General features: G+C 68.8%; 29 protein-coding genes and 1 tRNA gene. 11 read left to right on the forward strand and 19 right to left on the reverse strand.

Annotated elements, in window-relative coordinates; genetic code table 11:
* Window positions 1-174: 174 nt before the first annotated feature.
* Window positions 175-909: a CPBP family intramembrane glutamic endopeptidase gene (locus tag EXE46_RS12845; protein ID WP_137688787.1), complete on the reverse strand. Its 735-nt coding sequence runs from the start codon at window positions 907-909 to the stop codon at window positions 175-177.
* A 201-nt stretch (window positions 910-1,110) separates the two neighbouring features.
* Between EXE46_RS12845 and tnpA the strand changes: the two genes are divergently transcribed.
* Together tnpA and EXE46_RS12855 are read left to right on the forward strand one after the other, a co-directional pair.
* The gene (gene tnpA, locus EXE46_RS12850; protein ID WP_137688788.1) at window positions 1,111-1,515 is read left to right on the forward strand and encodes an IS200/IS605 family transposase; all 405 of its coding nucleotides are present in this window, start codon (window positions 1,111-1,113) and stop codon (window positions 1,513-1,515) included.
* Window positions 1,516-1,519: 4 nt separating this feature from the next.
* Window positions 1,520-2,758: an RNA-guided endonuclease TnpB family protein gene (locus EXE46_RS12855; protein ID WP_137688789.1), complete on the forward strand. Its 1,239-nt coding sequence runs from the start codon at window positions 1,520-1,522 to the stop codon at window positions 2,756-2,758.
* Window positions 2,759-2,816: 58 nt separating this feature from the next.
* Here the strand turns inward: EXE46_RS12855 and EXE46_RS12860 are convergent, their stop codons facing one another.
* The 8 genes from EXE46_RS12860 to EXE46_RS12895 all read right to left on the reverse strand — a co-directional run bounded on the left by EXE46_RS12860 (window position 2,817) and on the right by EXE46_RS12895 (window position 9,394).
* Window positions 2,817-4,103 (reverse strand): glucose-6-phosphate isomerase, encoded by a 1,287-nt coding sequence (locus EXE46_RS12860; RefSeq protein ID WP_137688790.1) that lies wholly within the window; start codon window positions 4,101-4,103, stop codon window positions 2,817-2,819.
* Window positions 4,104-4,156: 53 nt separating this feature from the next.
* On the reverse strand, window positions 4,157-5,260 hold the full coding sequence (locus EXE46_RS12865) for a DoxX family protein (RefSeq protein WP_137688791.1): 1,104 nt from the start codon (window positions 5,258-5,260) through the stop codon (window positions 4,157-4,159).
* 236 nt (window positions 5,261-5,496) lie between these two features.
* Complete coding sequence (locus EXE46_RS12870; RefSeq protein WP_137688792.1) at window positions 5,497-6,057, reverse strand: class I SAM-dependent methyltransferase; 561 nt, start codon at window positions 6,055-6,057, stop codon at window positions 5,497-5,499.
* 87 nt (window positions 6,058-6,144) lie between these two features.
* On the reverse strand, window positions 6,145-7,287 hold the full coding sequence (locus tag EXE46_RS12875; protein WP_137688793.1) for an aminotransferase class V-fold PLP-dependent enzyme: 1,143 nt from the start codon (window positions 7,285-7,287) through the stop codon (window positions 6,145-6,147).
* A 126-nt stretch (window positions 7,288-7,413) separates the two neighbouring features.
* Entirely contained in the window at window positions 7,414-7,752 is a 339-nt protein-coding gene (trxA, locus tag EXE46_RS12880; RefSeq protein WP_137688794.1) for a thioredoxin, read from the reverse strand.
* Between the two features lie 262 nt (window positions 7,753-8,014).
* On the reverse strand, window positions 8,015-8,299 hold the full coding sequence (locus tag EXE46_RS12885) for a translation initiation factor eIF-1A (protein ID WP_137688795.1): 285 nt from the start codon (window positions 8,297-8,299) through the stop codon (window positions 8,015-8,017).
* A 107-nt stretch (window positions 8,300-8,406) separates the two neighbouring features.
* The gene (locus tag EXE46_RS12890; protein WP_137688796.1) at window positions 8,407-9,156 is read right to left on the reverse strand and encodes an AAA family ATPase; all 750 of its coding nucleotides are present in this window, start codon (window positions 9,154-9,156) and stop codon (window positions 8,407-8,409) included.
* Window positions 9,157-9,319: 163 nt separating this feature from the next.
* Window positions 9,320-9,394, reverse strand: a tRNA-Val gene (locus EXE46_RS12895).
* 172 nt (window positions 9,395-9,566) lie between these two features.
* Here EXE46_RS12895 and EXE46_RS12900 point away from each other — a divergent pair.
* Window positions 9,567-10,709 carry a Xaa-Pro peptidase family protein gene (locus EXE46_RS12900; RefSeq protein WP_137688797.1) on the forward strand — a complete coding sequence of 381 codons (1,143 nt, stop codon included), beginning with the start codon at window positions 9,567-9,569 and terminating at the stop codon, window positions 10,707-10,709.
* A gap of 77 nt (window positions 10,710-10,786) precedes the next feature.
* Here the strand turns inward: EXE46_RS12900 and EXE46_RS12905 are convergent, their stop codons facing one another.
* A complete protein-coding gene (locus EXE46_RS12905; protein ID WP_137688798.1) occupies window positions 10,787-12,175 on the reverse strand; it encodes an NAD(P)/FAD-dependent oxidoreductase in 1,389 nt (462 codons plus the stop codon).
* 250 nt (window positions 12,176-12,425) lie between these two features.
* Here EXE46_RS12905 and EXE46_RS12910 point away from each other — a divergent pair, with 250 nt between their 5' ends.
* The gene (locus EXE46_RS12910; RefSeq protein ID WP_137688799.1) at window positions 12,426-13,781 is read left to right on the forward strand and encodes a sodium-dependent transporter; all 1,356 of its coding nucleotides are present in this window, start codon (window positions 12,426-12,428) and stop codon (window positions 13,779-13,781) included.
* Window positions 13,782-13,871: 90 nt separating this feature from the next.
* Here EXE46_RS12910 and EXE46_RS12915 read toward each other — a convergent pair whose 3' ends face one another.
* The 4 genes from EXE46_RS12915 to EXE46_RS12930 all read right to left on the reverse strand — a co-directional run bounded on the left by EXE46_RS12915 (window position 13,872) and on the right by EXE46_RS12930 (window position 16,624).
* Complete coding sequence (locus tag EXE46_RS12915; protein ID WP_137688800.1) at window positions 13,872-14,528, reverse strand: AIM24 family protein; 657 nt, start codon at window positions 14,526-14,528, stop codon at window positions 13,872-13,874.
* A gap of 137 nt (window positions 14,529-14,665) precedes the next feature.
* A complete protein-coding gene (locus EXE46_RS12920; RefSeq protein ID WP_137688801.1) occupies window positions 14,666-15,331 on the reverse strand; it encodes a cytochrome c biogenesis protein CcdA in 666 nt (221 codons plus the stop codon).
* A 34-nt stretch (window positions 15,332-15,365) separates the two neighbouring features.
* The gene (locus EXE46_RS12925) at window positions 15,366-15,923 is read right to left on the reverse strand and encodes a TlpA disulfide reductase family protein (protein ID WP_137688802.1); all 558 of its coding nucleotides are present in this window, start codon (window positions 15,921-15,923) and stop codon (window positions 15,366-15,368) included.
* Window positions 15,920-16,624, reverse strand: coding sequence for an SCO family protein (locus EXE46_RS12930; RefSeq protein ID WP_137688803.1), 705 nt, complete (start codon window positions 16,622-16,624; stop codon window positions 15,920-15,922). The genes EXE46_RS12925 and EXE46_RS12930 overlap by 4 nt, the downstream gene beginning before the upstream one ends.
* 209 nt (window positions 16,625-16,833) lie before the next feature.
* Here EXE46_RS12930 and EXE46_RS12935 point away from each other — a divergent pair, with 209 nt between their 5' ends.
* The gene (locus EXE46_RS12935) at window positions 16,834-17,040 is read left to right on the forward strand and encodes a cold-shock protein (protein WP_004595330.1); all 207 of its coding nucleotides are present in this window, start codon (window positions 16,834-16,836) and stop codon (window positions 17,038-17,040) included.
* Between the two features lie 201 nt (window positions 17,041-17,241).
* Here the strand turns inward: EXE46_RS12935 and EXE46_RS12940 are convergent, their stop codons facing one another.
* Entirely contained in the window at window positions 17,242-18,528 is a 1,287-nt protein-coding gene (locus EXE46_RS12940) for an RNA-guided endonuclease TnpB family protein (RefSeq protein ID WP_137688804.1), read from the reverse strand.
* Window positions 18,529-18,654 carry a hypothetical protein gene (locus EXE46_RS17630; protein ID WP_255509571.1) on the reverse strand — a complete coding sequence of 42 codons (126 nt, stop codon included), beginning with the start codon at window positions 18,652-18,654 and terminating at the stop codon, window positions 18,529-18,531.
* A 258-nt stretch (window positions 18,655-18,912) separates the two neighbouring features.
* Between EXE46_RS17630 and radB the strand changes: the two genes are divergently transcribed.
* Window positions 18,913-19,620 (forward strand): DNA repair and recombination protein RadB, encoded by a 708-nt coding sequence (gene radB / locus EXE46_RS12945; protein WP_137688805.1) that lies wholly within the window; start codon window positions 18,913-18,915, stop codon window positions 19,618-19,620.
* 70 nt (window positions 19,621-19,690) lie between these two features.
* Here the strand turns inward: radB and EXE46_RS12950 are convergent, their stop codons facing one another.
* The gene (locus EXE46_RS12950) at window positions 19,691-20,830 is read right to left on the reverse strand and encodes a CBS domain-containing protein (RefSeq protein WP_137688806.1); all 1,140 of its coding nucleotides are present in this window, start codon (window positions 20,828-20,830) and stop codon (window positions 19,691-19,693) included.
* 126 nt (window positions 20,831-20,956) lie between these two features.
* On the opposite strand from EXE46_RS12950, the gene EXE46_RS17200 reads away from it, so the two are divergent.
* The 3 genes from EXE46_RS17200 to EXE46_RS12960 all read left to right on the forward strand — a co-directional run bounded on the left by EXE46_RS17200 (window position 20,957) and on the right by EXE46_RS12960 (window position 22,663).
* Entirely contained in the window at window positions 20,957-21,097 is a 141-nt protein-coding gene (locus EXE46_RS17200; protein ID WP_199234169.1) for a hypothetical protein, read from the forward strand.
* Window positions 21,098-21,219: 122 nt separating this feature from the next.
* Window positions 21,220-21,897, forward strand: coding sequence for an HAD family hydrolase (locus EXE46_RS12955; protein ID WP_137688807.1), 678 nt, complete (start codon window positions 21,220-21,222; stop codon window positions 21,895-21,897).
* A 37-nt stretch (window positions 21,898-21,934) separates the two neighbouring features.
* Entirely contained in the window at window positions 21,935-22,663 is a 729-nt protein-coding gene (locus EXE46_RS12960) for a hypothetical protein (protein WP_137688808.1), read from the forward strand.
* Between the two features lie 39 nt (window positions 22,664-22,702).
* Here EXE46_RS12960 and EXE46_RS12965 read toward each other — a convergent pair whose 3' ends face one another.
* Window positions 22,703-23,242 (reverse strand): hypothetical protein, encoded by a 540-nt coding sequence (locus EXE46_RS12965; protein ID WP_137688809.1) that lies wholly within the window; start codon window positions 23,240-23,242, stop codon window positions 22,703-22,705.
* A 227-nt stretch (window positions 23,243-23,469) separates the two neighbouring features.
* On the opposite strand from EXE46_RS12965, the gene EXE46_RS12970 reads away from it, so the two are divergent.
* A complete protein-coding gene (locus tag EXE46_RS12970; protein ID WP_137688810.1) occupies window positions 23,470-24,282 on the forward strand; it encodes an aldo/keto reductase in 813 nt (270 codons plus the stop codon).
* A gap of 93 nt (window positions 24,283-24,375) precedes the next feature.
* Entirely contained in the window at window positions 24,376-25,269 is an 894-nt protein-coding gene (locus EXE46_RS12975) for a bifunctional methylenetetrahydrofolate dehydrogenase/methenyltetrahydrofolate cyclohydrolase (RefSeq protein WP_137688811.1), read from the forward strand.
* 89 nt (window positions 25,270-25,358) lie between these two features.
* On the opposite strand, the gene EXE46_RS12980 is transcribed toward EXE46_RS12975, so the two are convergent.
* Window positions 25,359-26,789 (reverse strand): bifunctional UDP-sugar hydrolase/5'-nucleotidase, encoded by a 1,431-nt coding sequence (locus tag EXE46_RS12980; protein ID WP_137688812.1) that lies wholly within the window; start codon window positions 26,787-26,789, stop codon window positions 25,359-25,361.
* Between the last annotated feature and the right edge of the window lie 61 nt (window positions 26,790-26,850).

Here is a 26,850-nt window from a genome sequence, read left to right on the forward strand (position 1 = left end):
GCACAGCACCGCCCCGCACCTCACGCCTCCCCAGCCTCGTCGCTCACGCCCTGCGGGCGTTCGCGACTCCCTCGCGCGCGCTGCTTCGCGGTCGCCGACGGCGACCGCTCGCAGGCACGCGCCATCGCAAACGGTCCGGTAGCCGACTTTCGACAGAACGGCAGCGTCCCCCTTTCAGAGCGCCTGCGATAACAGCACCGCGTACGTGAACGCGTTGTAGATGCCGTGGACCAGCCCCGGCACGACCACGTTGTCCGTCCACTCGTAGAGCGCGCCGAGGACCGACCCGAGGACGATGACGACCCCGACGTACGCCCACTGCTCGACTGGCGTCCCGGAGACGGACGGGAGGTGTATCAGCCCGAACGCGAGGCTGGCGATGAGCACCGCGGGGACGGCGTCGAACGCGCGCCGGACGCCGCCCTGGACGACGCCGCGGAACAGCAGCTCCTCGACCGGGCCGACGACCGCGAGCGACACCGCGATCATCGCGAGGTAGTAGACCACGGGGTCGCCCGCGGGGACGACCGCCTGATTCTGGCCGGTCGAGAGCCCGAGCTGGTCGAGCGCGAACAGCGCGCCGTACTGGAACGCGAACAGGACGATCCCGCCGCCGACGATGATCGCCGCTTCGCGGGCGTCCGGCCGGGAGACGCGGGCGAGCCCCCACTCGCCCGTGATCGCGAGGTAGCCGGCGACCGCGACCGCGAACCCGCCGAACTGGAGCAGCGTCTGAAGGAGCTGGTAGCCGGTCGTGCCCTCGGACACCAGCCCGAGCGAGGCCGCCAGATCCGCCCCCGGCGCGGTGATCGCGCTCGCGACGAGGAGCGCGAACACGATCGCGAACAGCGCGCTCGCGACGCTGAGCACCCGCTCGCCGACCGCCGAGGCCGAGAGGTCGTCGCTCATTACCGGGGACACGGCTCGCGGGGGTTTAGCTGTACCGAGACACTAATTCCCCTTCCTCAGCGAGCGCCGACCGAACAGGAAGTGCGAACAGGAAGGGGATATAGCGTCGCACGGTTCTCATATATTCTACGGTTACAGGCTCACAGGCCAACGCAGTCGTAGCGTTTTTGCAGTAGGGTAGTATAGTAATAACCGAACCCAATGGCGTATGACCTCGACTCGGGTGCACACTCGACGTATTCCTTACACTACCACCTGATACTCACCACGAAGTATCGCCGCGGAGTGCTAACCGAGGATCGAACCCAATTCCTTCGAGGGGTCATCAGCGGGTTCGCGGACAACTACGGTGTCGAACTGACCAACCTCGACGGAGAAGACGACCACGTTCACATCCTGTTCCAAGCAAAACCTACCACAGACCTCGTGAAATTCATCAATACTGTCAAGGGCGCGACTGCCCGACGTATTCGGAACGAATACGAGGATGAACTGAAGACCGAACTGTGGGGCGAGTCGTTCTGGAACGACTCGTACTGCCTCATCTCGACTGGGCAGGTGTCGCTGGATGTGCTGACACAGTACGTCGAGAACCAACGCGAGTAGCATCATGTACTACGCCTACAAGTATCGTCTCAAGCCGTCCGATGCCCACCGCGAGGAGTTGGACCGCCACCGAGACATTTGTAGGCAACTGTACAACCACACGCTCTACCGACTCAACGAGTACCAAGACGAACACGGCGAACTGCCGTCCATGACCACGCTACGGTCGGAAATCCCCGACCTCCAGAACTGGTGGGACGACCTCTCGGACGTGTACTCGAAAGTGCTCCAAACCGTCGTGGAACGCCTGTTCGACAACCTCAAAAGCCTCTCCAAACTCAAAGAGAACGGCTACGGCGTCGGCCAACTCAAGTGGAAGCCGCCACGGAAGTTCCGCAGTTTCACGTACAGTCAGTCTGGCTTCAAGCTCGACAAGAAGGGCGGTCAGACTGTCCTCTCACTCTCGAAACTCGCGGACATACCGATTCGGCTTCACCGCGCCATCCCCGACGACGCGACGCTCAAACAGGTCACGGTCAAGAAGGAACCGACGGGCGAGTGGTTCGCCACGTTCGGCGTCGAAATGGACCGAGAACCGCCCGAGCCGCCCGAGAATCCCGAACGGTGTGTCGGCATCGACGTGGGAATTCTCAAGTACGCCCACGACACCGACGGTACGGCAGTCGGGTCGCTCGACCTCTCGGACGAACGGGAACGACTGGAACGTGAACAGCGGTCCCTCTCACAGAAAGAACACGGATCGAACAACTGGAAGCAACGGCAACGGGTCGCTGAGTGTCACGCCGACCTGCGACGGAAGCGGCGCGACTTTTTACACAAACTCTCGGCGTACTACGCCCGAGAGTACGACCTTGTGGCCGTCGAAGACCTGAACGTGAAGGGGATGCTCGAATCACCGTCGAACAGCCGCAACACGGCGTCTGCCGCGTGGCAGACATTCCTCTCGTTGCTCGAATACAAGTGTGAGCGAGAGGGGACGCACTTCGTGGCGGTCAACCCGAGAGGGACGACCAAGGAGTGCGCGTCGTGCGGCGTTTCGACCGATAAGCCGTTGTGGGTCCGTGAACACGCCTGTCCCGCCTGCGGGTTAGAGGTGGACCGGGACGCGAATGCGGCGTGGAACATCCTTTCTCGCGGCCTCAAAGACGTAGGAGTGGGACACTCCGAATCAACGCCTGTGGAGACTGCGCTCTCTGTGGATACGCCTGTATCTGCAAAGCACGTCGTAGAAGCAGGAAGCCCTACCCTCAAGGAGCGAACACGCGGTGAGCGAGTAAGGTAGGGTAGTTCACACGCACCGGAAGGGGATCGTCGGCGTCGACCTCGACTCGCGGAGCGACTCAGTCGATCCGAAGCTCGCGCTTCTCCGCGACCGCCTCGGCCTCCGGGAAGTCGCCGCCGCCGAGCAGCCCGCGGGCCGCCTTCTTCCCCCACTCGACCGCGGGCTGGGTGAACGTCGAGACGCTCGCGAGCTCGCCGTACAGCACGCAGGCGGACTCCATCCCGAACAGGAGCTCGCCGAGCGCCCGCTCGTCGACGCGGTCGATCTCGACGCGCACGTTGGGGACGCCGGCGGCCGCGAGGCTCGCCTCCGTCGCCTCGAACTCCGCGTCGAGGAGCCCGCCGAGCGACGAGCCGCCGAGGTACGCGAGCCCGTCGAGGTCGGTCTCCGGAATCTCGACCGCGGCGCGTTCGGTGGGCCGGATAAGGGAGATCAACTTGTCCGGCGGCCCGGCGCGGTACAGCTGGAGCTGGGAGTGCTGGTCGGTGGCGCCGAGCGCGCGCGCCGGCGTCTGCCCCAGTCCGTCCTTCCCGAGGCTCTCGGCCCACAGCTGGGCGAACCACTCCGCGAACGTCTCCAGCGACTCCGCGTACGGCATGACGGCGTTCGTGCGCGCGCCGCGCTCCGCGAGCGCGTACGTCGCCGCGCCGTAGGCGTAGGCGGGCGACTCGTACAGCGAGCCCGCGAGCGATTCCATCCCGTCGCGCCCCCCGGCGAGGACGGCCTCGACGTCGTGACCCTGGAGCGCGGCGACCGCGAGGCCGACCGTCGAGAGCGCGGAGAAGCGCCCGGGAACGCCGTCGGGGACCGGGAGCGAGGGGAGGTCGTGGCGGTCGGCCAGATCGCGGAGGTTCCCCGACTCGCCCGTGGTGACGAGGGTGCGCTCGGTCCAGTCGACGCCTGCGTCGGCCATCGCCTCGCGCACGACGAGGAAGTTCGCCAGCGTCTCCGCCGTCGTCCCCGACTTCGAGACCACGTTGACGACGGTGTCGCCGAGCGGGAGGTCGGCGAGCAGGGCCCGGGTGTCGTCGGGGTCGACGTTGTCGAGGACGTAGGCGTCCACGTCGCTTTCGAGGGCGTTCGACAGCGTCGCCGCGCCGAGCGCGCTGCCGCCGATACCGACCGTCAGCACGGCCTCGGGGCGGTCGAAGCTATCGACCGCGGCGCGGATAGCGTCCGGGTCCGCGGTCTCGGGGAGGGTCAGGGCGGCGTACCCGAACTCGTCGTCCGCCATCCCGGCCGCGATCCGCTCGTGCGCGGCCGCGACGCGGTCGTCGAGCCTGTCCAGCGTCGCCGTCGTGAGCCCGGGAGTCGTCTCCAGGGCGTTGCCGAGGTCCACTCGCATGCGTGTCCCACCGCGCGAGAGCGACTTAAAAACAGGCGCCGAAGGCGCCGCGGTCAGTCGGCCGCGAGCGCCGATCCGTCCTCGTCGTCGAGCGCGGGGCGACCGAACCAGCGGTCGAACGCGAGCGGGCCGGACCCGAGCGTGAAGACGGCCGAGGCCATCCCGAACAGCGCGACGTGAGCGAGGACCGGGTCGTCCGGGAGCCCGAACAGCGTCGTGGTGAACAGGACGAACGAGAGCGCGACCGCGCCGCGGGTGAAGAAGCCGGCGATCAGCGCGAGCCCCACGGCGATCTCGGTCACGCCGGCGCCGACGACCCACAGTCCCGGGTCGACCGGGACGACCGACGTTAGGTCGTACTTCTCGACGACGAGCAGCGCGCTCCCCGGGTCGGCGAGCTTCTGGATCAGCCCGAGGTAGACGAACGAGACGCCCATCCCGACGCGGAGCACCGTCGGCACGTACCGCCGCAGCGGGGCGGTCGACTCGTCGAGGAACGACTTCAGGTGGTGGACGGGGTCGACCCGGCCGTAGTACGATCCGGGCGTGCTCGCGACCGCCAGCAGCATGTCGTCGGCGCTCGGGCGGCCGCCTCCGAGGACCGCCAGCGCGACGAACACGGGGACGAACTCCACCGCGAGGAAGACGAGCGGGTCGACGGCGAGGAACACCCACGCGTAGGTCAAGAGGCCGACGACCGAGACGATCCGCGTCGCGAGCCCGAAGAGGACCGCGAAGCCGAGTCCGATGAAGAGGACGCGGAGGAGCGGGCTCGCCCCGGGGTCGAACGCGAGCGTCGGCGCGAACAGGTACCCTTGGAAGCCGGCACCGACGAGGGGGAGCCCGACCGCGAGCCGGAGCATCCACGGGACGAGGTCGGCGTAGCCGGCGAGCGTCTCGCGGAGGACGACGACGTCGGTGATCGTGGGGCGGACTCGGAGGTACACGGCCAGTCCGGCGACGGCGAGGAGCCCGGATCCCGCGAACAGCGCCGCGTTGAACGGATCGGAGAGCACCTCGGCGGTGAACACGACCGCGTCGAGGGGGTCGCCCGAGTCCTCGGTGACGTAGTCGACGTGGGCCGCGACCGGCCGCGCAGCGAGCGTCGCGAGCAGCGCGAGCGCGGCGACGGCCGCCGATCGGTGGCGAACGGACATACTCCCAAGTACGGGCCGGACGCACCTAACGGTATTTCTTCACGAACGATTGGAGAGGACCCTGAGGCGACCGTTTCGCCCCGTCGAGAGCGGTCGGTTCGCCCCGTCGAGAGCGGTCGGTTCGCCCCGTCGACCCCCGCCGGTTCGCCCCGTCGAGAGCGGTCGGTTCGCCCCGTCGACCCCCGCCGGTTCGCCCCGTCGACCTCCCGCCGATTTGCCGCGTCGAGCCCCGTCGATTACGGCGCTCGCGCGACGAGCGCGAACGTCTCGGTCCGCGTCTCGGCGCGCTCGACGTCGAATCCGGCGTCGGCGAGCGCGTCGTGTGCGTCGCTCACGGAAAAGCGCTCGTCGACCGGCGGCCCGTGCTCGCCGTCGCCGTCGGCCGACCAGTCGAAGATGACGAGCCGTCCGTCCGAGCGGAGGACGCGAGCGACCTCCTCGATCGCCTCCGGGCTCGCGAACTCGTGGTACGTCATCGTCGAGAACGCGCCGTCGAGCTCGCCGTCCGCGAACGGGAGGTCCGACACGTCGCTCGCGACGAGATCGACGTTGTCGGGGACGCCCTTCTCGCGGTAGTACTCGTGCATCTCGGACTGAACGTCGACGCCGTAGACGGTCTCGGCGTGCTCGGCGACGTCGTCGGTGTAGAAGCCGGTTCCGCTGCCGAGATCGGCGAGGACGCCGAACGCGTCGGCCGCGAACGGACCGATCAGCTCCTCGGCGGACACCCAGCGATACCGCACCGCCGGGCGCTCCAAGCGATCGGCGCCGTCGGCGTCGAACGTGTGAAATCCCATGGCCGGTATTGTGTGCGGAGCACTAAAACGCGTCCGGTCGCGCGGCGATCGTTCTCGGGTCCGCGTCGAACGGTCCCCGACTGCGTCTCACCACTCCGGTTCCAGCGCCTCGACGAGCCGGTCGATCTCGGCCTCGGTCGAGACGGCGTGGACCGACGCCCGGATCCCGTTCGGGTGCGGCAGCGACCGCACGACGATGTCCTCTCCGGCGAGCCGCTCGACGGTCGCTTCCGGGTCGTCGACGTCGATCGTGACGAGCCCCGACTCGTAGTCTCGCGGGCTGAGAAGTCGTCCCTCGGGAACGCCGTCCTTGAGTCGGTCGGTGAGCGACTCGATCCGCGACTCGATCGCGTCGAGGCCGACGGCGTCGATCGCGTCGAGCGCCTCGACGAGCCCGACGTGCGCCGCCGCCGTGGTCGTCCCGATCTCGAACCGCCCCGCGGCGGGCTTGAACTCGATCTCGTCGCCGGTCGGGTCCTCGACGCCCCGGTAGCCGACGGCGCGCGGTGCGAGGTCGGCCGCGGCGTCGCGGTCGACGTAGAGGAAGCCGGCGCCCCACGGGCCGAGCGTCCACTTGTGACCGGCCGCGGCGACCGCGTCGGCCCCCCACTCGCTCACGTCCATCGCGACCTGCCCGGGGGACTGGACCGCGTCGACGAGGGTGAACGCGCCCGCCTCGTTCGCGACCTCGACGAGGTCGGCGACCGGGAGGCGAGTCCCGTGCGTCCACGTGATCGCGCTGAAACAGACGAGCCGGGCGTCTTCGACCGCCTCGGCGTACGCGTCGCGGTCGACGCGCCCGCTCTCGGTTTCGAGCACGCGCACCTCGACGCCCTCGCGTTCGAGCCGCTTCCACGGGAGGACCCCGGCCGGGTGTTCGAGGTCGGTCCGAACGACGACGTCGCCCGGCTCCCAGTCGATCGCGCCGGCGACGCGGTTGATCCCGTCGGTGGTGCTCTCGGTCAGCGCGATCTCTTCGGACTCCGCGCCGACGAACGCCGCGATCCGCTCGCGCACGCGGTCGTACGTCTCGAACGCGTGACCGTACGGATCGGTCGTCGCGGACTCGTACTCGTGGTCCTCGACGAACGACGCGGCCGCCTCGACGACGTACTCCGGGCTCGGCCCGTGCGCGCCGAAGTTGAAGTACGCCGCGTCGCCGAGCGCCGGGACGTCCGCGCGAAGCTCTCTCGGGGTCATACCGTCGTCGTCGAGTTGGATCGTTCTCATGGTGTCGGTTTCGGCGACTCGGGCCGCGACGGGCGGACCGTGACCGCGACGACGGGTGGGCCTGACCGCGAGGTCGACCCGTGATCGCGTCCCGAGTGGTTCGGCGTGCGACTCCTTCGGAGACGTTCAGGCGGTGTGTTCGCCGACCGCGTCCGCCAGCGCCTGCTCGCTCTGTGCGCCGACCATGCGCTCGACGAGTTCACCGTCCGCGAACACGAGCAGCGTCGGGATGCCCTGAACGCCGTACTCCCCGGCCAGCGCCTGGTGGACGTCGACGTCGACCTTCAGCACCGCCGCGTCGGTGTCCTCCGCGACCGCCTCGACGGCGGGCTCCATCATCTGACACGGGCCGCACCAGTCGGCGTAGAAGTCGATGAGGACGACGCCGTCAGCGACGTGTTCGTCGAACGCGGCGGCGTCGGTCAGCTGGATCGGTTCCGCGGGGGTCGCTTCTGTCGAACTCATACCCAGCCGTACGCGCCTCGTGGTAATAACGGTTTTGGATAGAAACCACAATACTACGAGAGAAAGCCGCGCGTCGTCGGTCCGGCCGCGCGTCGTCAGCCCGTCGGCACGTCGTCAGCCCGCCGTCGACGCGACACGAGCCGATACGGTCGCTGTCGGCGTTCGAGATCCCGCGCGACCGGGCGAGCCGACGCTCGAACGGACCGCGTCGAGGGAATGAAAGAGATCGCAAAAGCGGATCGACGGCCGCGCGGCGCGCTGACTACTGGATGTGGCCTTCGCGGCGGAGCTGGTCGGCGTCCTCGTCCTCGTAGCGCCACTCGACGTTCGCCTTCTCGTCCTGCCAGTCCCACGGCTCGGCGAGGACGACGTCTCCCTCGCTGATCCACGTGCGATACTTCATGCGGCCGGGGATCCGGCCGAGGCGCTCTTTGCCGTCGGCGCAGCGCAGCTGAACGTGGTTGCCGCCGAGGTGTTCCGTCACCACGGCGAACACTTCGTCGTCGTTGGGCATCCGCAGATTCTTCCGCCCGGATTCTTCGCTCATACCACCCGTAGTGCGCTCGTCCGTATAAGTGGTGGGAGACGCGTGTGTGCCCCCGTCATGCGATCTGTTCCCACGATGACTGCGGTCCGCGACGCCGACGCAGGACCTCACTCCGGGTCGGTGACCGCGGCGGACAGGTCGTCGCGGTCGCCGGCGGCGTCCTCGCGGGACGCGTCTCCGGACCGCGCGCGTTCGGCGGCCCCCTCGTCGGCGGCCGCGCGTTCGACCCCCTCGCCGCCGGCCGCGCGTTCGGCGAACGCGGCGTCCACCTGCGCGAACGTCTCCGCTTCCGTGCCGGAGTTGTCGACGACCGCGTGGTCGGGCGCGATCTCGTCGAACAGCTCCTTGAAGTGGAGGTGGATCTCGAAGTCGGCGTCGCTGATCCCGTCCCGGCGCTCGATTCGGCGCTCCACCACCGCCTCGTCGCAGACGACCTCGACGAGGTCGAACGCGGCCGCGAGCTCGGCAGCCGTCTCGCGGGCGTCCGCTCGAAACCGCTCGTCGGCGAATGTCGCGTCGAGGACGACCGAGCCGCCGGCCTCGACGTCGTCGCCGGCGCGCGCGAGGAGTTCCTCGTAGACCGCCTCCGTCTCCGCGTCGGTGTACTCGGGGTCCTCGAACAGCTCCTTGCGTATCACGTCGGTCCGGCGGATCCGCCCGTTGACGTGGGCGGCGATCCGCTCGGCGACCGTCGTCTTGCCGACGCCGGGCAGCCCGCAGACGACGACCAGCCGCCCGGTCGACGCCCCGTCGTCGTCGACCGAGGTCGGCCCCGCCGAGTCGATCGAATCTACCGTTTTACCGCTCGAAGCGGGCGATTCGGTTCGGTCCGGCGCTCGACCGCCTCGGTCACTCATCTACCGATATCGTCCGGTGTGAGGTAAAAGAAACTTCCCATCGGGCCGGAGTCTCCGTCACATTCCCGCCGCGTGTCACGAGGGCCGTGCCGTGGAATCGCTCGTGGAGCGGGCTGCGGTATAAGTGTTCCTCGCCGTCTTGCGGTTTTCGTTTATAAGGGAGTGGGTTGGGGCAGATTTGAACTGCCGGCCTCCTCCATGTCAAGGAGGTGTCATAACCGGACTAGACTACCAACCCGCAGGGGCTTACTGACGCGTCTCGTCGTTTCCGGGGGACGTAATTGAACCTTTCGTTTCGGGGATCCGGACGAGGCCGGTGACCGACCTCCGATCGACCGACGGCGCGGCCCCCGAGCCGACGGCTCGACGCCTTTCGACCGTTTTTACCCGTTCGCCGAGCATCCGTCCGTATGGTCGATCTCGCCGCCCGCACGGAGAGGCTCGACGCGTACCTCGCCGAGCGCGGGCTCGAAGCGGTCTGGTTCGCACGTCCGAACGGCTTCGCGTGGCTCACCGGCGGCGACAACGTCGTCGACGACGACGGGACGACCGGCGTCGCGGCCGCCGGGTACGACGGCGACCTCCGCGTTATCACCGACAACATCGAGGCGGACCGGCTCGCCGACGAGGAGCTGCCGGACGCGTTCGCGGTCGAGTCGGTCCCGTGGCACGCCGGCTCGCTCGCCGAGGCGGTCGCCGAGCGGTCGCCCTCGCCCGCGGCGGCGGACTTCGACGTGCCCGGCTTCGAGGCCGTCGACGGCAGCCGACTCCGGCAGCCGCTCACCGACGACGACGTCGAGCGGTACCGCGAGCTGGGCCGCGAGGTCGCGGCCGCCGTCGAGACCGTCTGCCGGAACCTCGAACCCGAGGACCCCGAGTACGAGGTCGCGGCCGGGATCGACATCTCGCTCGCGTCCCGCGACGTCGACACGCCGGTCGTCCTCGTCGGCGGCGCGGAGCGGGCGGGAGCGTACCGCCACTACACGCCGACCGACGCGGCGCTCGGCGACTACGCGCTCGTCTCCGTCACCGCCGAGCGGGCCGGGCTGTACGCCTCGATGACCCGGACCGTCGCGTTCGACGCCCCCGACTGGTTCGAGGAGCGCCACCGCGCCGCGGCCCGCGTCGAGGCCACCGCCCTCCGGGCCACCGAGGCCGCCGCGGCCGGGACGCTCTCCGGAGACGACGGTGAGGCGTCCGATTCAGATGCCCCCGACAGCGCCGGCGACGTGTTCGAGGCCATTCGGCGGGCGTACGACGCGGTCGGCTTCCCGGACGAGTGGGAGAACCACCACCAGGGCGGCGCGGCGGGCTTCGCGGGCCGCGAGTGGTTCGCGACGCCCGACGGCGACGAGACGGTTCGGCGGCCGATGGGCTACGCGTGGAATCCGACGGTCCGGGGGACGAAAAGCGAGGACACGCACCTCGTCGCGCCGGACCTGACGGAGCGGCTCACCAAGACGGGTCGCTGGCCCACGCACGAGGTCGAGCCGGTCGACGTCGCGGGCGTCGACCCCGAGCCGGTCGAGCTACCGGCGCCCGTGATTCGGTAGGACCGGCGGTCGCGCGGGTGGAGAGAGACGGCCCCCGTCTCGACCGGTCGCACCGTCGCCGGTCGAGACTCGACCGCTCAGTAGACGTACTCGCTCTCGTCGATCCCGACGTAGTCCTTCTTCACCCGGCGCTTGTTCCACTTGTAGCCGAGCAGGAGCTTCATCGACTCCCAACCGGAGCGGTACGGCTGCGAGAGGAGTCCGTCGCCGGCCTCGGCGGCGAGCATCGCATCCGCGGCACCGATGACCCGGTTCCAGTCGTCCGGCTCGTACTCCGCGACCATGTCCGCCATCGTCACGTTGCGGACGACCTCGTCGCCGATCGCCTCCTTCCAGCGGCGGTTGTACGAGGCCAGGTCGCCCTCGGCGGCGAGTTCGCCCGCTATCGCGCCGGTGCGGACCGCGACGTGGTCGCCGCCCTCGTGGAACGCCGACGTGGTCCCCATCGCACCGCCCGCGACCGCGATCCCGGCGTCCACCGGCGAGTCGATCGGTCGGGTCGACGAGATCGGGTACGTCTCCGTCCCGTTCCGCTTCCCGGCGTCCTCGACGAGGGGAAAGTCCTCCTCGACGTCGTACTCGTCGCCGTACTGCCACTCCAGGAGCCGACGAATGTACTCGCCGCCCTGCGGGATCGACTCGTCGTCCTCGCGGAGGAGGGCGTACTCCGACGCGTCCACCTCGTCGATGTCGAGGCCGATCGGCATCGTCAGCCCGATCCGGCAGACGCGGTCCGCGTTGGGGAAGATCCACGGGTACGCGGTCTCGCCGGGCATCACGCCCCACCAGAAGACGATGGCGTCGTTCACCGCCTCGAACACCTCCTCGGGGACGCGGCGGTACTCCTGATAGGCGATGTGGTTCGCCGTCCGGGACGCCAGCCGCTCGGAGGCCTGCGCGTCGGCGGGGAGGTACTCGTCGAGGACGCGGTTCGTCACCGTCCGCTGCGGCCCGTCGGCGAGCACGACGAAGTCGGCGCCGACGGTCCCGCCGTCGGCGAGTTCGAGCGTGTGACGCGGGTCGTCGCTACCGGGCGCGGCCGAGGGGTCGGTGTCGACGCCGCGGACCGAGGTGCCGACGCGGTACTCGGCGCCCGCGTCCTCGGCGCGGTCGCGGAGCCAGTCGTCGAAGCGCGCGCGCTGGAAGGTGTAGCCGAACTTGTCGTACGAGGAGTCGATGCCGGTGGAGGTGAGCGTCGCCGACTCGTCGGGGCCGCGAAACTCGGCGCGGTTCAGCTCGCGCTGGACCACGCCCTCGTCGAACTCGTCGGGGTGGATACCCATGATGTCGACCCAGTAGTCCAAGATGCCTGCCGCGTCCGTCGAGTCCGGACCGAGACGGTCGCGGTCGGCTCGGGGGACTCCCTTCTCGATGACCAGCGCGTCCGCGCCGCCGGTCGCCGCCGCGTGCGCCGCGGACGACCCGGCCGGCCCACCGCCCACGATCGCGACGTCTACGCGTTCCATACCCCGTGAGGTCTCTGTCCAGCTATTAAATTCACGGTCCCCGACGCGAGTCGGACTCGTTTCCCCGACACGAGTCGAACCCGTTCGTCGTTTCGGCGGGGCCGCCGGGCGCCGAACCAGTTCGTCGCCACGTCGGCGGACAATCCCCCGCTACCGTGTCGGTGTACAATCGATCACAGTTGATGATCATAAGTAAGAGCGCCGGAGAGACACGTTTTTACGGGGGTAAGCGGATTCATCCGGCACACCAATGGCACGCGAGACGTGGGCGACCCGGATGGGGTTCATCCTCGCCGCGGTCGGCAGCGCGGTCGGACTCGGGAACATCTGGCGGTTCCCGTTCATCACCGGCCAGTACGGCGGATCGTCGTTTCTGATCACTTACCTGGCGTTCGTCGCGCTGATCGGGTTCCCGGCGATCCTCGTCGAGTTCGTCATCGGGCGGCGGACGGAGCGGAACCCGGTCGGGGCGCTCCGGGAGCTCGGCAGCGGCGTCTGGTCGTCCGTCGGCTGGCTGTTCGTCGTCACCGGCTTCGTCATCCTCTCGTACTACAGCGTCGTCGCGGGCTGGTTCCTCCGGTACACGCTCATCGGGATCACCGAGGGGTTCACGACCACTGACCCGGCGGCCGCGGACGCGCTCTACCAGTCGGTCTCGACCGGGCTCGACACGCTCGCCTTCCACGCCGTCTTCATGCTGTTCGTCGTCGGTATCATCGCCGCCGGCGTTCGGCGCGGGATCGAACTGAGCGTGAAGGTGATGGTCCCCGCCATCCTCGTGCTGCTCGTCGGACTGGCCGCGTACGGGTTCACGCTCGACGGCGCGAGCGCGGCGTACGCCTACTACCTCTCGCCCGACTTCGGGACGATCGCGGCGAACTGGACGGAGATCCTTCCCGCCGCGGCCGGGCAGGCGTTCTTCACGCTGTCGCTCGGGATGGGCGTGATGATCACCTACGCCTCCTACCTCGGCGAGGACCGGAACCTCGCGGCCGACGCCGGGATCATCGCGACGCTCGACACGCTCGTCGCCGTCCTCGTCGGCTTCGTCGTCTTCCCGGTCCTCTTCTCCGTCGGGATCGAGCCGGGGGCGGGCGGCCCGGGCGCGATATTCGTGAGCCTCACCGCCGCGTTTGCGGGCATTCCCGGCGGTCGAATCCTCGGAGTCGTCTTCTTCGGCATGGTCGGGATCGCCGCGCTCTCCTCCGCGATCAGCATCCTCGAAGTGCTCGTCTCCTACCTGATCGACGAGGTCGGCGTCGCCCGGGTCCCGGCGTCGGCCGCGCTCGGCGCCGCGGTGTTCCTGCTCGGCGTCCCGGTGACGATCGACTCGATCTTCCTCGGCCTGTACGACGGGCTCGCGGACGGCATCCTGCTCGTCCTCGGTTCGCTGCTGCTCGCGCTGTTCGTCGGCTGGGTGATACCGAACGTCGCCCGGCAGGAACTTCGGACGGGGATCGCGGATGTCGGCGGCCTCGACGCCGCTTGGATCTGGGCTGTCCGGCTCCCGATCCTGATCGTCGTGGTCGTCGTCCTGTACCTCGGCGTCGTCGACTACGTCGGCTTTCTCACCGGTGACTTCGCCCAGTGGCTGGCGGCGCGGTAGCGAGGGCGGTGCGGTAGCGAGGACGGCGCGATAGGAGGGGTGTGCGGTAGCGAGGGCGATGCGATCGCGGGTCGGCGTCTCGTCGCCGCCTCAGACGTGCTCCTCGCGCGGCTGGACCACGACGAAGCCGCCGTCGCCGTCGAAGCGCATCTGGTAGCGCTCGCCGGACTCCTGACCGATCATGTCCGAGAGGCTCCGGTTCACCTCGACGTCCGGGGAGGTGCCGCCCCACGCGACGGTCGCGCTCGGGTCGGTCGACACCGGCGGTTCGAGGACGATCGGGTCGCCGTGAGTCGTGATCGCGACGTAGCCCGGCCCTTCGAGGTAGACGTTGCTGAAGCCGCCGGCGAGCGCGCCGGCGAGGCTGTCGATCGTGTTGATCTCGTAGGAGAGCGACTCCTCGAAGGCGAGCACGTCCTCGCCGTTGACCGTGATAGACTCGCCGGCGTCGAGCTCGACGACCTGGACTTTCTTGCCGTCGTCAGCGAAGTAGACGTGGCCCTGTCCCTCCACGGCCATGATCGGCGTCCCCTCGCCGGTGGCCGCCTCCTTGAGGAAGCCGGTGATGCCGCCCTCCGCGGAGGCTTTCCCGGTGAACGATACGTCGCCCGTGAACGCCACCATCGATCCGGCCTTCGCCATGACGGTGCCGTCGACGTCGACGTCGAGGGTGTAGCTGTTCTCGCGCTGGAACGGTTCCGCGCTGTCGGTCGGTGCGTTCGCGGCGGTGAACTCGTCTAGGTTCATGGTACGGGGACCGAACCGTCCGGTTCGGCTGTTCGGAGATTTCGCGGTATCACTTAAGAAGCTACGGGAGCGACGGCAACCGTCCGCACGGACCGACGACGGGTCCGTCGATCGGTCGACCGGAGAGGTCCCAGCGGTCAGTACACGACCAGCGCGAGGTACAGCTGTCCGATGCCCGCGGCGATCATCACGGCGCCGGCGATCCGCTTCAGGAGTCCGGCGTGGGCCATCACCCGATTCGCGTTGCTGACGAGCCCGACGCCCGTCGCGACGGTCGTCGCCGCCATCAGGGCCGCGACGGTGCCGGCGTAGACGGCGAGGACGAGGACGGCCGTCTCCGACGGGAGCGCGATCGCTCGGGCGACGACGCCGAGGAACACGGGGGCCACGCAGCCCGCGCCGGCGAGAGCGTACCCCGCGCCGAAGACCCCGAAGCCGAACACGCTCGCCCGCCGCTCGGGCAACGGCACCGATATCGACGGCGCGCGCCCGGCGACCACGAGCAGCCCGAAGAGAATCAACAGCCCGCCGACGAGGGTCTCGAACACCGTGATGTTCGACAGCGTCGAGTAGCCGACGCGGACGGTCGCACCCGCGAGCAGCGCGAACGTCGCCAGCACCCCGACGGCGGCCGCGACGCCGCGTGCTCCCGCGCCGAGGACCGACGCGGAGTCGGCGTCGACGGAGTTCACGTAGAAGCCGACGTACCCCGGCAGGAGGGGGTACGCGCACGGCGAGAAGAACGTCGCCACGCCCGCGGTCACGGCGAACGGAACGTTCGTCGCGAGCGAGACGTCGGTCATCGGTCGTCCCGTCGGGTCACCGTTCGAGGCTCCGTCATCGGTCGAGCGCCCGCTCGATGCCCGCGACGAACTCCTCGGTGGTGTGGGTCCCCGAGGTCGCCCAGCGGACTCGCCCGGAGGCGTCGACGGCGCGCGCGCTCGGATAGCTCCCGACGTTGAGCCGCGCGGCGAGTTCGGCGGAAACGTCGGCCGCGACGAGCCAGTCGCCGTCGTTCTCGTGCCACCACTCGACGACCGTCTCCTCGCTGACCGCCTCGCCGACCGGCTCCGTCGTGACGGAGACGAACAGCACCTCGTCGCCGACCCGGTCGTGGGCCGCGGCGAGGTCGGGCATCTGCTCGGCGCAGGGGGGACACCACGTCCCGAAGAAGTCGACGAACGTCGGGCGGTCGGGGGCGGGAAGCGTCACCTCGCCGTCGCGACTACCGGGCGCCTCGATGGTGTCGAGCGTCACCGGCTCGACCGGCGCCGGAGCGTCGCCGTCGGCCTCCCCGCCGCCGAGTGCGTCGGGCACCCCGCCGGTCGCGACGGCGCCGGCCCCGCCGAGGACGCCGACGCTCGCCAGTCCCGCCAGCAGGTGTCGTCGCCTCACGCCGTGACCACCTGCCGGAAGTCGTCGACGATCCGTTCGACGTCGGTGGCGGGGCCGCGCGGGTACGCGCGCTCGACGATCCCGCGCTTGTTCACGAGCAGGATGAGCCCGTAGTGCGGGAACGCGTACTCCAGGTTCTCGTACCCCTCGGCGTCCGTCTTCTCGATCACGAGCCCGAAGTTCTCGTCCATCAGCTCCACGCCCGCCTCGTAGCTCTCGGGGCGGAGGAAGTGCCAGTTACCGGCGTCGAGGTCGACCCCGCGCCGGCCCGCGTACTCGCGGAGCACCTCGGCCGTGTCGCGCTCGGGGTCGAACGTGAGCGGCAGGAACGCGGCCTCGTCGCCGAACCCCTCCTCGGCCGCGACCTCCTGAACGCGCCGCAGCCGAAGGATGAGCGCCGGACAGACGCCGTCGGGGCAGCTCGTGTAGAAGGAGGTCCACAGGAACGCGCGCTCGCCCTCGAACCCCGCCGTCGACACCTCCTCGCCCGAGATCGGGTCGGGAACGGTGAACTCCGGCATCTCGTCGCCGTGGATCGGGTGGACCGGATCGCCGCGCGTCTGTTCCGGCGGGTCGAGGACCGTTCCGTCGGCGCCGTATCCGCCCGATTCACCGAGGACGCCGGCGCAGCCGGCGGTGGCGGTCGCGCCGGCGACGACGCCGGACGCGGCGATCGAGCGGAGGAAGTTGCGGCGGTCCATGTCGTTGTCCGACCTACGTGGTCGCTCGTAAATGAACCCCGCGGCTGGTGGCGCGCGATGAACACGACCGCTAACCGCCCGCAGGGTGCGCCCAGCGGCCGTGACCGGGCCCCGCTCCGGATTCGGTTCGGTGGACGAACGTCCGGTACCTCCGTGGTACCGCGACCCTCGCAAGGGTTATCCCCGGCCCGGCTGTGTGTTTATTCGCAATGGCAAACGGTAAGGTTGATTTCTTCAACGACACTGGCGGCTACGGTTTCATCTCGACTGACGACGGCGACCTCGACGACGACGAAGACGTGTTCTTCCACATGGAAGACGTCGGCGGCCCGGACCTCGAGGAGGGTCAGGAAGTGGAGTTCGACATCGAATCGTCCCCCAAGGGACCGCGCGCGACGAACCTCGTCCGCAACTAACCCCCACGTAGCGGACGGCGCGTCCGCACGCACTACCGGATTTCGGCCGTCGCTCGACGCGATCGACGCCTATCTCCGTTTCTCTCACACTTATCACCGCTCGACGAGCGATAGCGTTTCCCTCGGTGAGCGACGCTTCGTTTGACAAGCGGCGCGCATCGACCCGTCGTCGCCGCGATCGACCGTGTGAACTACCCCACCCTACTCGCTCACGGCTGACGCCGTTCGCTCCTTGAGGGTGTCGTCAGAACTCGGAGAGTTCTGACTGCTAACCAGAAGTCTGCGACTTCTGGTGATGGGGCTTCCTGTTTCCACGACGCGCTTTGCAGATACAGGTGTATCCGCAGGGAGCGCAGTCTCCACAGGCGGTGATTCGGAGTGTCCCACTCCTACTTCGTCAAGACCGCGAGAAAGGATATTCCACGCCGCATTCGCGTCTCTGTCTGCCTTGAATCCACACGACGGACACGAATGCTCACGCACCCACAACGGTTTGTCCGTCTCCGTTCCGCACGACGTACACTCTTTGGTCGTGCCTCGGGGGTCTACGGCAATGAAGTGCGTGCCTTCGCGTTCGCACTTGTATTCGAGCATTCGCAGGAACGTTCCCCACGAGGCCCCGCCTCGATTCCGAGAGTTGCCGGGGAGTTCAACCAATCCCTTCGCATTTAAATCCTCAACGGCCACAAGGTCGTACTCACGGGCATAGTAGTTCGATAATTTGTGGAGGAAGTCTCGGCGCTTCCGTTTCAGGTCGGCGTAACGTTGGGCAACCGTCTTACGTTGTTCTTCCCAGTTGTTTGAGCCGTGTTCCTTCCGAGAGAGTTCACGTTGGGCACGTTCCAATCGTTCGCGCTCGTCGGAGAAATTTGGTGACTCGACAGCGGTTCCGTCCGTATCATGTGCGTACTTCAGGATACCAACGTCAATCCCAACGACTCTCTCTGGATTCTCCGACTTCTCAGGAATGCTTTCGTCTACGTCGATGCCGAACGTAGCGAACCACTCGCCCGTAGGTTCTTGTTTGACCGTGACCTGTTTGATGGTCGCGTTCTCGGGGATGTCTCGGTGAAGGTGAATCGGTATCTCACCGATTTTGCTCAACCACAGGACAGGCCGACCACTCGTATTCTCGAGTTCGAAGCCGGACTGGTTGTAGGTGAGCGACCGATACTCCCGAGGCGGCTTCCACTTGAGCATCCCTACGGCGCGTCCGTTCTCCTTCTGTGCTTTGAGTGTAGAGAGGTTGTCGTAGACGCGTTTGACGACCATCTGTAACACTTTCGAGTGAACGTCGTTCAGGTCGTCCCACCACGATTTGAGGTCGGGGAGCGTTCCCTGTACCTTGTAGCGGGCTGGAATCTCGTCGGTCTCGTTGAGTTTGTAGAGGACGTGATTGTAGAGTTGCCTACAAGTATCGACGTGATGTAGAAGCGTCTCGGAGAGGGCTTCTGGTGGCTCGAGTCGATACTTGTAGTTGTAGTGCATCTATGACTCTCGTTCCTCGATGAGTTCGTCCAGTTTCTCTTGGACGAACGAGGAGAGGTTCAGGTGGTTGTCCTGAATCCACTCCTCTTGCTCGTCGCGGATGGAGATGTTTTTGCGAGTCGTCACAACACACTATACACAAAATACACAAATAAGAGTTGCGATTACGTGGGCCTGTGGGTCGGTTGTCGCGGAGTGTTTGGAAGACTATGACGGCGCTGTATCCCCTCCCTACTGCGCCCTCAGAACGCGAAGCGTTCTGATGTGCGAACGAGAGCTTGCTCTCGTTAACGCTACTCGGTCGCTTCGCACCCTGCGTTGCTCCTTGAGGAAGGGGACTTAGCGCCTGAATACATAAATACGAGCGCGGGCAAGTCCTCACCAGTGAGCGATCCGATCCCGACCGGCTGTCGCCCGGTCGACGAGCTGTTGGGCGGCGGCTTCGAGCGCGGCGTCGTCACGCAGGTGTACGGGCCGCCGGCCGCGGGGAAGACGAACCTCGCGCTCGCCGCGGCGGTCGAAGTCGCCGCCGGCGGCGACCGCGCCCTCTACATCGACACCGAGGGGCTCTCGATCGACCGCTTCGAGCAGTTGGCGGAGGGACGCCTCGACCGGGACGACGCGGACGAGGCGGTCGAGGAACTCGCCTCGCGGCTCGTCATCTCGGAGGCGTACGACTTCGACGACCAGCGCGAGGCGGTCCGCGACGCCGAGGAGCTCGCCGAGGAGGTCGAGCTGATCGTGTTGGACTCCGCGACGGGATTCTACCGACTGGAGCGCGCCGGCGACACCGAGGGCGGCGAGTCGCTCCGCAAGGTCGCGAAACAGGTGACGCACCTCCTCTCTTTAGCCCGGCGCCACGACGTCGCCGTCGTCATCACGAATCAGGTGTTCACCGACCCCGACGGCGACCGCGACCGCGCGCTCGGCGGCAACACCCTCAACCACTGGACCGGCGCGATCGTCCGCGTCGACCGGTTCCGCGGCGGGAACCGACGAGTGACCCTCGAAAAGCACCGGTCGAAGCCCGCGGGCGACACGGCCACGTTCCGGATCGTCGCCGACGGGCTCGCGGAGGGAGCGGACGGGTAACCGCCCGGCCGACGGCAGGAGTCACGAGAAAGAAGTTCGGTCGTCGGTCCGCCGCTCGGCACCTACCGGCTCACAGCTCGCCGAGCTTGCGGAGGAGCTGGCCGCGGTACTCCTCGTCGGCGTTGACGCCCTTGATCTCGAGGACGTTGCGCTCTAGCTTGTCGAGCGCGACGTGGAACGCGTGTTCGGCGCCGTACCCTTCGCCGGAGCCGCCGACCTGCCCCTCGTTGGTGCGGAGGCGGATCTGACACTGGATCAGGGGCGTGCCGCGGAGTTTCTCCTTGTGCGCGTGGAGCCGGACGTGCGCGTGGATGACGTGCATGTCCGCGTACTTGTCCGCGACCTGTTCGATGGACTCGACGATGTGCTCGCGGCTGGTACCCTCCAGCAGGTCGACGTTGGTGATCTGGACGTCCATCGAGTCCTCCTCGGTGAACGTGAGCGCGCGCAACACGTCGGTCTTCGTCACCATCCCGGCGACGGTGTCGGCGCCCTCTGGCGTGACGACCAGCCCGGAGACGTCGTTGTCGAACATGCGCTCGACGACCTCCTGTGCGGTTTCGTCGTTCGTCGCCGTGACGACCGGGCTGGACATGATGTCGTAGACGGGGATGTCCAGCATGCGGTCGATGTCGCCGGCGCGGTCGCCGCTGCCCTGCCGCTCCTGGTCGCGGACGACGAACTCCACGATGTCGTTGGTGGTGACGACGCCGACGAGGTCGCCGTCGTCCCCGAGGACGGGGAGCCGAGAGACGCCGTTCTCGCGGAGGCGGTTGATCGCGCGGCCGACGCTCTCCGTCTCGCCGATACCGATCACGTCCTCGGTGGCGATCTGGCCGACGGTGATCGCGTCGAGGCTGTCGATGACGGCCTCGAGGATCTGGTCGACCGTGACGATGCCGTAGAGCTTCTCGCCCTCGTAGACGGGCGCGATCTTCACGTCGCCCTCGACGAGGAGCCGGGCGGTCTCGCGGACGTCCTCGTGGCGGTCGACGGAGGGCGCGGGCTTCATCACCGCGGACACCTTCGTGTCGTCCTCCATGCGCGAGCGCATGAGCTGTTTCTCCCCGACGACGCCCGCGTACTCGCCGTCCTCGACGACGACGATCCCCTTCGGGTTCTCTCGCTCGAAGATAGAACGGACCTTGGCGAGACGCTCGTCGACGTCGACCTCGACGTATTCCGGCACTGCGATATCAGAGATGTTCATGGTCCGTTCTGAAGGTTCGACGGGCCGGGTATTGAAAGTGCGGGAGTCGTCGCGCGCGGCGATGACCGTCGTCTGACGGTCGAAACCCGCCTGAAGGTATTTGAGCGTCGAGGCCGGAGTTCCGTCGTGAAGCTCTCGACCGCGCTGATCGCCGTCGGGATCGCGCTGATCGTGATCCCGCTACCGGTCCCGATCCCCTTCGTCGGCGTGATCGCCGGCACCCTCGCGCTGCTCGTCGGACTGTTCTTCCGTCTGTTCGGCGTCTGAGGGTCGATCCCCGATGCTCGCGACCGAGCGTTCGGCGTCCGAGACACCGACCGCTCGGCGTCCGAGACAGCGACCTCTCGACGTGTGAAAGCTTTTTGCCCGTTACCCACGCACGGCGATGCGTGTACGACGCCGTCGTCTTCGACAACGACGGGGTGTTGGTCGGGCGGACGTCGTTCGACACGCTCCGCGAGGCCGCGTGGGACGCGTTCGTGAGCCTCGGCGTCGAGGACCCGGACCTCGCCCACGTCGACGACGTGGCCGTCGGCGTCGACCCCGCGACGCTGACCGACATCTGCGAGCGCTACGGCGTCGACCCCGCGGAGTTCTGGCGGGTGAGAGACGAGGTCGCGAGCGCGGCGCAGATCTACGCCGCCCGGAAGGGACAGAAGACGCCCTACGACGACGTCGACGCGCTCCGCGCGCTGGACGCCTCGCTCGGTATCGTCTCGTCGAACCAGCAGGCGACCGTCGACGCCCTCCTCGACCACTTCGGGCTCGCGGGCCACTTCGAGGTCGCGTACGGTCGGGAGCCGTCGGTCGCCAGCCTCTCGCGCAAGAAGCCCTCGCCGTACTACATCGAGCGCGCCCTCGAAGACCTCGGCGCCGAGACGGCGCTGTTCGTCGGGGACAACGAGTCGGACGTCCGCGCGGCCGACAACGCCGGCATCGACTCCGCGTTCATCCGGCGCCCGCACCGGCGGTCGACGGAACTCGCCTGCCACCCGACCTACGAGATCGACGACCTCCACGACCTCGTGAGCATCTGCGGGCGAGCGCCGGGCGGCGACTCGGGCTGACCGCAATCCTGAACTGTGCCCTCGACGAGTCGGATCCGTGTCCACGCCCTCCGCCCGCGTCGAGTCCCGCCGTCGTGTCGATCGGGACGCGCTCGACGCCGTGATCGCGGGGTATCACCGCGCCGAACGCGCCGCCAGCTGGGGTCTCGCGCTGCTCGTCATCTGCGCGTTCCTCGGGGCCGTCGCCGCGCTCTCACTCTGGCCCGGCGTTGCGGTCGCTCTCGTCCTCGCCGTCGCGCTCCGCGTGCCGGTGTTCCGGCGCACCGGCTCGGTACGGCTCCGGACCACCGCGTCACCGGACGCGGTCGCCGAGGAGTTCGCGTCGGTGACGCCGCCGATCCTCGCGTTCCAGTGGGGCGTCGCCGACGGGGTCCGCGAACCCCCTGACGCGACGGCGGCGTACGCGTTCTCCTACCTCCTCGGCCTCCGTACCGCCGCGATCGACCTCGACGTCGACCTCAACCGGGTCGAAGGCGAGGGGACCGGCAGCGCGGCGACCGGCGACGGGGACGACGTCGACCGCGAGAGCCCGGTCGCGACGATCGAGATCGAGGGGACCGCCCGCGGAAAGCCGTGGGGGTCGTACGCGGTCGCGGTGCGCGAGGCGCCGGACGGCGGGAGCGTCGTCGACGTCGAACTGCGGCCGACGCGGCGCTTTGACCTCCGTATGCTTCCGCAGGGATGGGTCGCCGACCGGTACTACGCCGACGCGCTGGCCGCGCAGGGGTACGAGGTCGTCGAGCGGTCGGTGTCGCTGACGCGGTGACCCGCGCGGCGGCGACGCGTTCGCGAGCGCGTCGTCGGTTCACGCGACGAGTTCCGCTTCCGGCGCGTCGACGACGGTCCGGGAGACGCCCTCCGCGTCGTCCGCGCCCCTGACCTCGATTCCGCGCAGTCGGAAGGCGAACGCCGCGTCGTTCCGCGCCGCGGGCGACCGGGGACGGAGGGCGGTCTCGGCCTCCTCGCCGTCGTCTTCGTGGACCACGACCACGTCGCCGTCGCTGAACTCGACGTGCCGAACGTCGCGGGCCGGCACGTCGACGCGGGCGTTCTGGAGCGCCGTGACGGCGACGCCGGCGAGCGCCGTCGCCAGCGGGAACGCCGCGACCCCGATACCCTGCCCGGACCCGAGGGTCCACTCGATCAGCGCCCCGAACAGGGCGATCCCGCTCGCGACGGCGGACCAGCCCACCTCGCGGCCGACGGGGGGTACTCGGCCGTTCGCGAGCGTCCGGAGGCTCGTTTCGGCCACGCGAGCGGCCTGCTTCCGGATCCGTATCTCGTCGGGGGCGACCTCGACGCGCCCCGCGGTCGTCGCGAACGACCACGTCCCGGTCCGGGTCACGCGGCGCGAGGGCCGGCCGACGCTCGCTCGACGGGCGACTCCGACGGTCCGGAGCCGGGAGGCCGACTCCGAGGAGGGCGGGCTACCATCGACGCGCGGCGCTACGGACGCCTCCCAGGTAAGTGATCGCGTCGCACGTGCGGCGGCGCGGCCGACTGCCCTCGCCGCGACGACCCCGTCGCCGACGTGACGGGAGGCTTTTCTCCGCGTCGTCCGGACTCCGGGGTATGGACCTCCCGCCCGTCGGTCTCGGCACGATGGGAATCGACGACCCGGAAGCGGTCGCGACCGCGCTCGCCGCCGGCTACCGCCACGTCGACACCGCTCGGATCTACGACAACGAGGCGGTCGTCGGCGAGGGGCTCGCCGCGGCGTTGGCGGAGCGCGACGGCGTCGCGGGCGACCGCGAGGACGCCGCGAGCGACCTCGACCGCGAGGACGTCACCGTCGCGACGAAGCTCTGGATCGACGACCTCGCCGCCGACGCGGCCGCGCCCGCGGCCCGCGAGAGCGCCGACCGGCTGGGAGTCGACCGGATCGATCTGTTGTACGTCCACCGGCCGCGCGGCGACTACGATCCCGAGGCGACGCTCCCGGCGTTGGACCGCCTCGTCGACGAGGGGCTCGTGCGGAACGTCGGCGTCTCGAACTTCGAGATCGCGGATCTCGACCGCGCGATCGACGTCCTCGGCCGGCCGCCGGCGGCCCATCAGACCGAGCTTCACCCGCTGTTTTACCGCCCGGCGCTGCTCGATCACGCCCGCGAACACGGCTACCCGGTCGTCGCCTACTCGCCGCTCGCCGGCGGTCGCGTGCGCGAGGTAGACGCGGTCGTCGACGTCGCCGAGGCGCACGGGACGACGCCCGAGACGGTCGCGATCGCGTGGGCGGCCGCCAAGGAGCCGGTGGTGCCGATCCCGAAGGCGTCGACCGCGGCCCACCTCCGGGCGAACCTCGCGGCGGCCGACCTCGACCTCGACGACGCGGAGGTCGCCGCGATCGACGCGGTCGAGCGCGAGACGGAGCTGTTCCCGGAGTAGTTGATCCACAGAAACGGATCGAATTAGTTTCAGATACGGCTCGATACACACGATCCCGGTTCACTTTTACCTCGGGGGCGACGACGGCCGCACATGACGGAGATCATCGACGGCGAGTCGGTCGCGGCGGACGTGCGCGACGCGGTCGCCGACGAGGTGGCGCGACTGTCCGACGCGGGCGTCGAGCCGGGGCTCGCGACGGTGCTGATGAGCGACGACCCGGCCAGCGAGACGTACGTCTCGATGAAACAGCGCGACTGCGAGGAGGTCGGCATCGAGAGCTTCCACGTCGAGATCGACGCCGACGCGCCCGCCGAAGAGCTGTACGACACCATCGACGACCTCAACGCCCGCGACGACGTCCACGGGATCTTGGTCCAGCTCCCGCTCCCGGACCACGTCGACAAGCGCACCGTCCTCCGACAGATCGACCCGGTGAAGGACGTGGACGGCTTCCACCCGGAGAACGTCGGCCGCCTCGTCGCGGGCGACGCGCGGTTCAAGCCGTGTACGCCCCACGGCGTCCAGAAGCTGCTCGCCGCCTACGACGTGACGACCGAGGGCGCGGACGCGGTCGTCGTCGGCCGCTCCGACATCGTCGGCAAGCCGATGGCGAACCTGCTGATCCAGAAGTCGCCGACCGGCAACGCGACGACGACCGTCTGTCACTCCCGCACCGAGGGCTTGGAGGCGAAGCTGGCCGACGCGGACATCGTCGTCGCGGCCGCCGGCATTCCGGAGTTCGTCGACGGCTCGATGCTGAAGCCGGGCGCGACCGTGATCGACGTGGGGATCAATCGGGTGGAGGCGGACACGGAGAAGGGGTACGAACTCGTCGGCGACGTGGAGTACGAGTCGGCGAAGGAGGTCGCGGGCGCGATCACGCCCGTCCCCGGCGGCGTCGGACCGATGACGCGCGCGATGCTCCTGTACAACACCGTGAAAGCGGCCGGACTCCAGCGCGACGTCGACGTGAATCTGGACTGAGCGGGCGCTGCGGGGTCGGTGAATCCGGCGCTGTCGGTTGTAATCAGGAACTGCGGTTCGTTTTATAAACAGAGTCGGTGCGGCCGCGCTCAGTCGTCGTCGTCGGCCGCGGCGGCGCGGTTCCGGATCTCGATCCGGCCCTCGATCGCGGGGTCGATGCCGCGCTCGCGGGCGTAGTCGGCCAGCACCTCGTACTGAATGTCGGCCTCGTCGATCCGGTGACGCTGCGCGAGCGTCGGGAACTCGTGGTCGGAGTGGAGCAGGTACTCCGAGACGGCGACCGTGTAGCGCGCGTCGGGGTCGATCGGCTCGCCGCCGACGGCCGCCTCTAGGATGAGTTCGGCGTCGTCGTCCCAGACGACGCGGGCGTTCGAGACGTGTCCGTGCCACCAGTCGTCCTCGCCGAAGTCCACGTCGGGTGCGGCCATCTCGCGGAACACGTCGCCGAGCTCCGCGCCGGAGACCGACGCGAGCGCGACCGGCTCCTCGAACGGGATCAGGGAGATAAGGTCCGCCTTCGTCACGTCGCCGACGAACGGGTCGCCCTGTCGGAGCCCGCCGGCGTTCGACAGCCCCACGTCGGCGTCGTGAGCCCACCGGAACGCGTCCGCGACGAAGTTGCCGACGCGACACTCTCCGCCGTGGACCACGTCCCCGGAGCGCGCGATCGGCTCCTCGACGACGTCGACGGTCTCGTCGAGGTCGGCGGCGGCCATGCGCTCCGCGAGCGCGTCCGCGAGCCCCGGCGCGGGGTCGGCCCCGTCCGGTTCGTGGAGCGTCGCGGTCGCGGGGGCGGCGTCGAGGTCGACCTCGGCCACCGCCTCGCCGTTGACCCCGGGCCGGACGAGCAGCGTCCCTTCGACGACCTCGTTCCGGCGGCTATGGATGTGGCCGCCGAGGACCGCGTCGACGTCGAGATCGCGAGCGAGGTCGTCGTCGCCCGCGCCGAGGTGAGAGAGGATCACGACGCGGTCGAGCGCGTCGCGGTCACCTCCTTCTCTTCCCGGCCCGCGCTCGGCGACCGCGGTCCGCATCTCGGCGAGGGCGTCGCGGGCGGCCGCGACGGGGTCGTCGAAGGAGAGGTCGGCCGCCATCGGGTTCAGCGAGTTCGTCGCGGGATCGGTGACGCCGACGAACCCGACGGTCGCGCCGTCGACTTTCAGCGTCGTCCACGGGACGACCCCCTCGTCGCGGCCGAAGGGCTCGCCGGCCTCGTCGCGGACGTTCGCCGAGACGAACGTCGCGGGCGCGTCGGCGACGAGGCCGCGGAGCGCGTCGGGACCGTAGTCGAACTCGTGGTTGCCGAACGTGTCGAGGCGGGTGTCGGTCGCCTCGTAGAAGTCGAGGACCTGCCTACCGGTCGCGACCAGCGAGAGGACGCCCGGGGCGGTCGTGTCGCCGGTGGCGACGACCGCGGCGTCGGGACCCGAGAGCGCTCGGATCCGGCCGGCGAGGCGGGCCGCCCGTTCGGGGGCGTCGAAGACGTTCTCGATGTCGGAGTAGTGAACGAGACGGACCATTCGATACGCGAGTAGAGGAGTGAACGACGCTTAAAAAGCGCGGAGTCCGTGCGTCCGCCGA

Origin of the sequence: Halorubrum sp. GN11_10-6_MGM, from assembly GCF_005435165.1 — an archaeon.
GTDB lineage: Archaea > Halobacteriota > Halobacteria > Halobacteriales > Haloferacaceae > Halorubrum.

What these genes read in the sequence shown, in the direction of transcription:
- EXE46_RS12970 (WP_137688810.1), top strand. Translation starts at nt 23,470, where the DNA reads ATGGACCTCCCGCCCGTCGGTCTCGGCACGATGGGAATCGACGACCCG.
- EXE46_RS12930 (WP_137688803.1), bottom strand. Translation starts at nt 16,624, where the DNA reads ATGGACCGCCGCAACTTCCTCCGCTCGATCGCCGCGTCCGGCGTCGTC.
- EXE46_RS12940 (WP_137688804.1), bottom strand. Translation starts at nt 18,528, where the DNA reads ATGCACTACAACTACAAGTATCGACTCGAGCCACCAGAAGCCCTCTCC.
- EXE46_RS12860 (WP_137688790.1), bottom strand. Translation starts at nt 4,103, where the DNA reads ATGCGAGTGGACCTCGGCAACGCCCTGGAGACGACTCCCGGGCTCACG.
- EXE46_RS12935 (WP_004595330.1), top strand. Translation starts at nt 16,834, where the DNA reads ATGGCAAACGGTAAGGTTGATTTCTTCAACGACACTGGCGGCTACGGT.
- trxA (WP_137688794.1), bottom strand. Translation starts at nt 7,752, where the DNA reads ATGAGTTCGACAGAAGCGACCCCCGCGGAACCGATCCAGCTGACCGAC.
- EXE46_RS12905 (WP_137688798.1), bottom strand. Translation starts at nt 12,175, where the DNA reads ATGGAACGCGTAGACGTCGCGATCGTGGGCGGTGGGCCGGCCGGGTCG.
- EXE46_RS12865 (WP_137688791.1), bottom strand. Translation starts at nt 5,260, where the DNA reads ATGTCCGTTCGCCACCGATCGGCGGCCGTCGCCGCGCTCGCGCTGCTC.
- EXE46_RS12980 (WP_137688812.1), bottom strand. Translation starts at nt 26,789, where the DNA reads ATGGTCCGTCTCGTTCACTACTCCGACATCGAGAACGTCTTCGACGCC.
- EXE46_RS12845 (WP_137688787.1), bottom strand. Translation starts at nt 909, where the DNA reads ATGAGCGACGACCTCTCGGCCTCGGCGGTCGGCGAGCGGGTGCTCAGC.
- EXE46_RS12900 (WP_137688797.1), top strand. Translation starts at nt 9,567, where the DNA reads ATGGTCGATCTCGCCGCCCGCACGGAGAGGCTCGACGCGTACCTCGCC.
- EXE46_RS12890 (WP_137688796.1), bottom strand. Translation starts at nt 9,156, where the DNA reads ATGAGTGACCGAGGCGGTCGAGCGCCGGACCGAACCGAATCGCCCGCT.
- EXE46_RS12875 (WP_137688793.1), bottom strand. Translation starts at nt 7,287, where the DNA reads ATGAGAACGATCCAACTCGACGACGACGGTATGACCCCGAGAGAGCTT.
- EXE46_RS12975 (WP_137688811.1), top strand. Translation starts at nt 24,376, where the DNA reads ATGACGGAGATCATCGACGGCGAGTCGGTCGCGGCGGACGTGCGCGAC.
- tnpA (WP_137688788.1), top strand. Translation starts at nt 1,111, where the DNA reads ATGGCGTATGACCTCGACTCGGGTGCACACTCGACGTATTCCTTACAC.
- EXE46_RS12915 (WP_137688800.1), bottom strand. Translation starts at nt 14,528, where the DNA reads ATGAACCTAGACGAGTTCACCGCCGCGAACGCACCGACCGACAGCGCG.
- EXE46_RS12855 (WP_137688789.1), top strand. Translation starts at nt 1,520, where the DNA reads ATGTACTACGCCTACAAGTATCGTCTCAAGCCGTCCGATGCCCACCGC.
- EXE46_RS12910 (WP_137688799.1), top strand. Translation starts at nt 12,426, where the DNA reads ATGGCACGCGAGACGTGGGCGACCCGGATGGGGTTCATCCTCGCCGCG.
- EXE46_RS12870 (WP_137688792.1), bottom strand. Translation starts at nt 6,057, where the DNA reads ATGGGATTTCACACGTTCGACGCCGACGGCGCCGATCGCTTGGAGCGC.
- EXE46_RS12885 (WP_137688795.1), bottom strand. Translation starts at nt 8,299, where the DNA reads ATGAGCGAAGAATCCGGGCGGAAGAATCTGCGGATGCCCAACGACGAC.
- EXE46_RS12920 (WP_137688801.1), bottom strand. Translation starts at nt 15,331, where the DNA reads ATGACCGACGTCTCGCTCGCGACGAACGTTCCGTTCGCCGTGACCGCG.
- EXE46_RS12950 (WP_137688806.1), bottom strand. Translation starts at nt 20,830, where the DNA reads ATGAACATCTCTGATATCGCAGTGCCGGAATACGTCGAGGTCGACGTC.